This is a genomic window from Desulfurococcaceae archaeon (assembly GCA_038845865.1).
Lineage (GTDB): Archaea > Thermoproteota > Thermoprotei_A > Sulfolobales > Desulfurococcaceae > UBA285.
Genome location: JAWBQJ010000007.1, coordinates 21,554 through 27,708, shown reverse-complemented (window position 1 = coordinate 27,708; position 6,155 = coordinate 21,554). Strand labels below are relative to the sequence as shown.

Annotated in this window: 8 protein-coding genes and 1 tRNA gene; 2 read left to right on the top strand and 7 right to left on the bottom strand. The window is 50.8% G+C overall.

Translation table 11 applies throughout. The features are described 5' to 3' along the window. Positions 1-136 precede the first annotated feature (136 nt). The 7 genes from QXU03_07670 to QXU03_07640 form a co-directional block, all read right to left on the bottom strand. Complete coding sequence (locus tag QXU03_07670; protein ID MEM2171605.1) at positions 137-1,339, bottom strand: tRNA (guanine(26)-N(2))-dimethyltransferase; 1,203 nt, start codon at positions 1,337-1,339, stop codon at positions 137-139. A gap of 130 nt (positions 1,340-1,469) precedes the next feature. Beyond that, entirely contained in the window at positions 1,470-2,357 is an 888-nt protein-coding gene (locus tag QXU03_07665; protein ID MEM2171604.1) for a RimK family alpha-L-glutamate ligase, read from the bottom strand. Continuing rightward, positions 2,354-2,683 (bottom strand): hypothetical protein, encoded by a 330-nt coding sequence (locus QXU03_07660; protein MEM2171603.1) that lies wholly within the window; start codon positions 2,681-2,683, stop codon positions 2,354-2,356. The genes QXU03_07665 and QXU03_07660 overlap by 4 nt, the downstream gene beginning before the upstream one ends. 42 nt (positions 2,684-2,725) lie before the next feature. After that, positions 2,726-3,652, bottom strand: a complete 927-nt coding sequence (locus QXU03_07655) for a hypothetical protein (GenBank protein MEM2171602.1) — start codon at positions 3,650-3,652, stop codon at positions 2,726-2,728. Then, entirely contained in the window at positions 3,613-4,434 is an 822-nt protein-coding gene (locus QXU03_07650) for an S-methyl-5'-thioadenosine phosphorylase (protein MEM2171601.1), read from the bottom strand. Before QXU03_07650 ends, QXU03_07655 begins: the two co-directional genes overlap by 40 nt. Then, positions 4,435-5,121 (bottom strand): phosphoribosyltransferase, encoded by a 687-nt coding sequence (locus QXU03_07645; GenBank protein ID MEM2171600.1) that lies wholly within the window; start codon positions 5,119-5,121, stop codon positions 4,435-4,437. 56 nt (positions 5,122-5,177) lie between these two features. After that, the gene (locus QXU03_07640) at positions 5,178-5,756 is read right to left on the bottom strand and encodes a flavin reductase family protein (GenBank protein ID MEM2171599.1); all 579 of its coding nucleotides are present in this window, start codon (positions 5,754-5,756) and stop codon (positions 5,178-5,180) included. Between the two features lie 38 nt (positions 5,757-5,794). Here QXU03_07640 and QXU03_07635 point away from each other — a divergent pair. Continuing rightward, a tRNA-Leu gene (locus QXU03_07635) sits at positions 5,795-5,879 on the top strand. Positions 5,880-5,907: 28 nt separating this feature from the next. Beyond that, positions 5,908-6,141: a hypothetical protein gene (locus QXU03_07630; GenBank protein MEM2171598.1), complete on the top strand. Its 234-nt coding sequence runs from the start codon at positions 5,908-5,910 to the stop codon at positions 6,139-6,141. The last annotated feature ends 14 nt before the right edge of the window (positions 6,142-6,155 follow it).

The window sequence follows — 6,155 nt, the reverse complement described above, 5'->3', positions numbered from 1 at the left end:
GCTTTCATTAGAACCGGTCTCTACGCGAACAATAAGCGTTACTCCCTCGCCCGTTTCGGAGAGGTTTTTCCTAATGGCACGGAGGATACTCTCCCTGAGTTCGCTTAAGGGCAACCTAGTTACACCCCCTTGTTACTTATCTTCCATAACCTAAATACTTTGTTAACTGTAAAACAGTGTCAACGAGTTCTTCGTACTTGGCGTGCACCTTCACGCCCCTGGGATCCATGTGCGTTCTCGAGCTACTTATCCCCCTGGCTTTTAATTCGCTTATTAAGGTGTTGATGCTTGGCATGTTTGTTTTGAGCAGTGAACACAGCCTGTCAAGCCTGAAGTAGGGCATTTTAATGGGTATTTCCTCCTTAATCACCTCTAGCAGGTTCACTGTGCCTGGCCTTAGCCATTGCATGCTAGAGGCGGCTTGAAGCATACGTTGAGCCGTACCTTCATCACCGATTTCGCAGATCCACGTTTTTCCGAGAGTAATGGGCTTTGAGCCATCCGCGCACGCTAGTTCGCGGGCTTCCTCGGGTGTCTTGACAAATCCCCGTTCAAGGGTGTTTTGACAGTACCAGATGTAACCAGTGCACTTACTAATAGTGCTGTATGCCTTGGAGACCCCTCTACGAGCTTTAAAGAACACCCTAATGAAGTGCCTATGAGCCAGTGCTAGAAGGGGCTCGAGCTCCACTTCTAGCGCTGATGCCCTCATAGCGGTGTTCGCTATTAAAAGCCTCACCGCGTACTCCTTTTCAAAATCGACTTTCACGCAGTAGTTCCAGTACCTAGTCAGCGCTTTACGCGGGTGAGTACATGCTAGAGGTGCCACATCCGTAGCTGTTACACCAATGTACGCTTCTTTACCGATAGGCTTAAAGATAGAGTCTAGGAAGGGGACGGGCGAGCCGTAGGGGTCCACGTCAATGTAATCTACAAAGATGCCCGTAAATACGAGGGTGTTTAGGAGGGCGTTAGCTTCGTTGTTGTACGCCTCTACCCTGTCCTCGAGATTGTTCAGTGCGATGTTCCTTCTGATGTAGTGGTAAGCCCGAGGATCGACGTCGTTGAGTATCCCATATCCTCCAACCTCCACGGCAATGCGTAGTCCCCTTATACCGGTACCCGATAGCAGGTCGACGAAAAAGAAGTTGCTCTTTCCCATAATGGCTTTCAAAAAAAGAACGGTTAAATCTCTACTAATAACCGCCTCCGGGTTGTAGAAAACGGGCATCCACGCCGGTTCCACGCTACCGTCCGGCCTCCTGTACAAGTCCATTCGAGGGATTAGTAGCTTCGTTAACCCCTCGCTCACGATTTCTTCGTGGTCAAACGGTTTCACGCTCCCATCCAGGTGCCTCGGTTAGGGGCTCCATCATCAGCCTGAGAGCTCCTCGTCACCTATCCGCTGGTTTACTAATCATCACCGGTGTTAACGGTAATTAAAGGGATTAATATTTTAGGTTCCGGTTTCAGCGCTTCACCTTACTTATCAGGTAATTGACAATTATGTCTGGAGGGCTTACCCCGGTGGCTCTCCTTAACCCCTCCCAGTGGGGAAAGGCATTTACCTCTAAAATGTAGTATTTCGACGTCTTGGTGTCGAATGCTATGTCCACCCCCGCGTAGTCCAGTCCGAGGGTCTTCGTGGCCTTTAGTGCTAGGTTAAAGGGCTCGGGCTCCTCCTTCTCGGAGACCGGAATACCCGTGGCGCCTTGGGCTATGTTGGTTTTCCAGCTACTGCTAACCCTCTTCATGGCGCCTATAACGGTGTTTCCAACGACGAAGACCCTATAGTCGTAACCTGGTTTCTCGAGGTAAACCTGGTAGTAGCTCGGTAAACCCAGGTTTTTTAGACTCCGCGTGACATGGAATGAAAGGTCTGGATCGCTAATTAACGTACTTCCGAGTCCCAGGCTACCCATCAGGGGCTTATAGACCACGACCTTCTTCTCCATTGTAAACCTCATGGCGGAGAACGGATTCTCGGTTACCAGTGTTTCGGGTACCGGTAAGTCGTTTAGGTAAAGTCTTAAAAGACACCTCCACTTATCTCTCGCAATTAGCGTGGCCGTGGGGTTGTTCACCACGGGCACTTCGTTAGCTAAAGCCTCTAGAACGCCCAACCTCTTGATGAATGTATCTAAGTTTAGGAATAGCCCGATGTTCCTCAGTAGGGCGGCGTCTACGTTAACTATTTCGCTTCCATAGTATATTTCAACGCCCTTACCAGTTATCCTGGCATCTAGCATGTGTGCTCTTAAGTAAACTGGCACGTGGCCGCTTCTCTTAACGGCATCGATTAGCTCCTGAGCGGTTACTGGGGGGTTCTTCCTATACTCGACTACGGCTATCTTCACCGAGATACCACCTTTATCAGCGCGATCGCGTACGCGGTCACGATCAGTACCATGCTTAACGCCACCAGCGTGGAGTACAGTGTACGTGAAACCAGCGCGCCTACCATAGCCCCCACCCCCGTGCATAGCAAGATCAGCGCGTAGACGCCCGCGGCGTCTCTCCACTCGGTGTAACTGTCGATATACCTTGCCAGCAAGACGGCGCAAACGGCGTATATGGATACTCCTGTCACGGTGAATTCCATTGAGCTGGTGTATGATATAAGCGCTACTGCTACTAGTTGAAGGGCTAGTAGTAGCCCGATGAGCTTGCCCAAGACTGGCACTCACGCCACCTTGCGAGGTCTAGTTGTAAAGGGCTTATATTTTTATTCACTTGACGCTCTAGCCACTCTCGCTAAAACGTATGAGAGTAGCGAGATGTAGACGCCCGCCTCGAGCGGGTCTACATTCAGTACGAGTTCCACCAGGGGGCCTTTTCTCGACGCCTTAAACTCCTTTCTCAAGCGTTCCTCCGTTGTCAAGAATACTGCTAGGGTTGGCATATCGGTTAACTGTAGTGCCTCTTCAATGAGGGTGTATGTAGCCGAGGCACCGGTACACCTCAACGCGTATGCAAGCAGCACTGCGGGAGCTTCAAGGAACTTGCTCGAGGTGACAGTGATATGGGGGTGCCTCACGACGTTCTCTATGGTAGGCGTGTACTTTTCTATGAATGAGCGCAACGTGATCGCGAACCCCTCCAACCCGTGGCCTGCCAACCTACGTCCCCGTGAAGATAGGGAACCCTTGTATAGCTCGGACAGCGCGAAGAAGGCCGCCATCACCATTGCGAGAGTGACCTTTACTTTATCCTGGTAGGGTAGGGTGACCACTCCGTAATGCTTTACCAGGGGCTTTAGATTTTCCGCAGAAGGTTCCGGCGCGATTGCCAGGTAGTCTATTTCCAGGGCCCTCGCCGCTTGCAGGGCAGTTATTAGCTTAGGGTACTCACCAGTAGTGAACGCGATTAGTGAGAGGTCATCCCTATAAGGCGTGAGGTACGTAGACGTGTCCTCGACCTCCGCTATTATGGGGTGCTTTGCGCTCTGAAACGTTAGCGAGTACCAGTACATTAAGCTGGCTGGCACGTACCCGTAGCCGCTATAGGAGTATAGGGTAATGGCTCCACGAGATTGCATTAAAAAATCGATTATCTTATGTGAGAGCTCTCTGGCTTTCGCCTCCACCTCGTCTACTTCCTTGGTAATCAGTTCTAAACCAGCGCTGTCTCTAAGCTTTTGCAACAGCTGCATTGCTTTTCATCCGGCTCACTCGGTAATCGCTCAATTATGTGGGGTAGGAGCCTCTTGACCTTGGACACGTTCTCGTTCATCGTCTTAATAACCTCTTCGGCTGTAACCGGCTTCTCCGCCCAAACATCGTAGTCCGTAATCATGGCTATCGTCGCGTAGCAGAGCTGTGCTTCGCACGCTAAGTTTATTTCAGGCACGAGCGTCATTCCGATGATGTCTGCTTTGAACACGTCTTTCCAAACCCTGCTTTCAGCCCGGGTACTGAACCTGGGCCCCTCTATGCAGAGGTATGTGCCCTTCTCGTGTAGCCTGATCTCGGGAAGTCCCCTCGCCACCGCTATGATAGTTCTTCTAAGGTGATCGCAGAACGGGTCTGCCATGCTGACGTGCGCTACTATTCCCCCCTCGAAGAAGGTGTGAGGCCTGATGCCTTTAGTCATATCTATGAACTGGTCGGGTACCACGAAGTCTCCTGGAGCGTAGTCCTCTCTAAGGCTTCCTACGGCGGAAACGGAAATGACCCACTTGACTCCCAGGGCCTTTAATGCCCATATATTTGCCCTGTAGTTCACTCTGTGAGGGGGTATTCGATGCCCTCTACCATGCCTCGCCAGGAACGCGACCTTACGGCCTTTCAGCTCGCCTACTATTACATTATCGCTAGGCATGCCGTAAGGCGTGTATACTTTAAACTCTTGCACCTTCTCTATACCGGGTAATTCGTACAGCCCGCTACCGCCAATTATGCCTATCTCGGCTTTAACTGGCGGGACGACGAGCAACTACGGCACCTTGAGCTTGTAAACTCTTCTCTGATTGTCATACACGACTATGTTCTGTTCCGTTAAGACCTCGAGTGCGCGCTTATAGTACGCGTCCCCCACGTCTATACCGTACCATTCCTTGAAGCCTTTAACAACCTCCTCGTAACTCCACTCCCGCTTGTTCGCTTCCCTGAACATTTCCGTTAACATTCTCTTTATGAACTGGTAGGTGTCTTCGAGTCTCGTCCACGGGTACTGGAACCACACCCACTCCTTTACCTCGATGTAGTAGTAGTCGGGTTTAAACTTGGCAACTGGACTAATCCACTGAAGTGCGGCAGTTTTGACTTCGAGGGGGCCCCACTCCTTCTCGATGTAGTCTCTTGCAAGTTTAAGGGTATCACCAGTATCTACGATATCGTCTACTACTAGTACCCTGAGATTGCTGGCATCGATGTGGAATGGAAATTTGAGTATGGCCTTTTCCGCCATTTTCGCGGCCTCTGTCCAGTGTTGGCTTTGCACGCTCAGTAAGTTCTCCACGCCCAGGAAGTCGCATAGAAGCCTTGCGGGCACAAACCCCCCTCGCGAAACCGCTATCATCAGGTCCGGCCTGTAATTATCTCTACGAATGATGTCAGCCAAGTGCATGGTCCAGTCTACTATCTCCTCCCAGGTAACCAGCTTTGTCTTTACGCGCACCATTATCTCACACGATTACTAAGCTTTTGAGAGGGTTTAAAGCGTTAAACGATGTAAGGCTATTTTTCGGCCAGGATGAGCCTCCCTGGAACCGTAAACCCCCTACCGCCGTGGTGTAGTAGGATCTTTGCTTTTGCTAAATCCCAGCCGTATTTGGTGTAAAGGCCTTCGACCACCTGCACAGCTACGACCTCGGCTATGAATAGTACCGACTCTCCCGCATCAACCTCGTTGATTACCCTGCACTCGAGAAACCCAAGCATGTCCTCTAGGCCGGGGGTTCCAATTCGTGTAGAGTTTACGGTGCGTAGACCGAGCAAGCGCACCTTATCCACCTCTTTACCGCTAACCGTGCCGGCCTTGTACACGAGGTTAACGTGCTTTTCGCCGGGAATATTCATCGTGAACTCCTTCGTTTCGCTAATATTCTGGTAAGTGAGACTACCTTTCCACACTGAAACAGCCACTAGGAACGGTTCAGCCGATATTGGTGTTGCCCATGAAGCTGCCATGACGTTAAGCTCGCCCTCGCGGCTCTTCGAAACTATGAGGTATACGGGCCTAGGGTGCAAAACGCGGTATTCACCCGGGCTAATAGACCTGTACGTAGGTACCACCCAGTAACTACTCTCCGGCAAGAGTTAAAAGTAAGTGTGAGGTGTAAACACTTAATGGTGCGGGGGTGCCCGAGCTTGGTCAAAGGGGTCGGGCTCAGGACCCGATGGCGTAGGCCTGCGTGGGTTCGAATCCCACCCCCCGCACTCTTGGTTTCGCTGTAGGTTATCGGCGATGTATTTAGCCAGCTTTGACTCCCGTACAGCCCGCTCGATCAACCTGTACGACTCCTCTGGAACAGTCTACGTCGCAGTCCTCGCCAATCCATATGAAACAGTGCATAAAACGGTGAACTCAATAATGCCATTGTTCATAGTATTCATCTCGATAGCTATTCCATTGATTCTCATAAAATACACGCTAAGAATGATCAAGTTATTTCATTCATTTATCTGGATGAGCGAATGAAGGCTTTAACGATC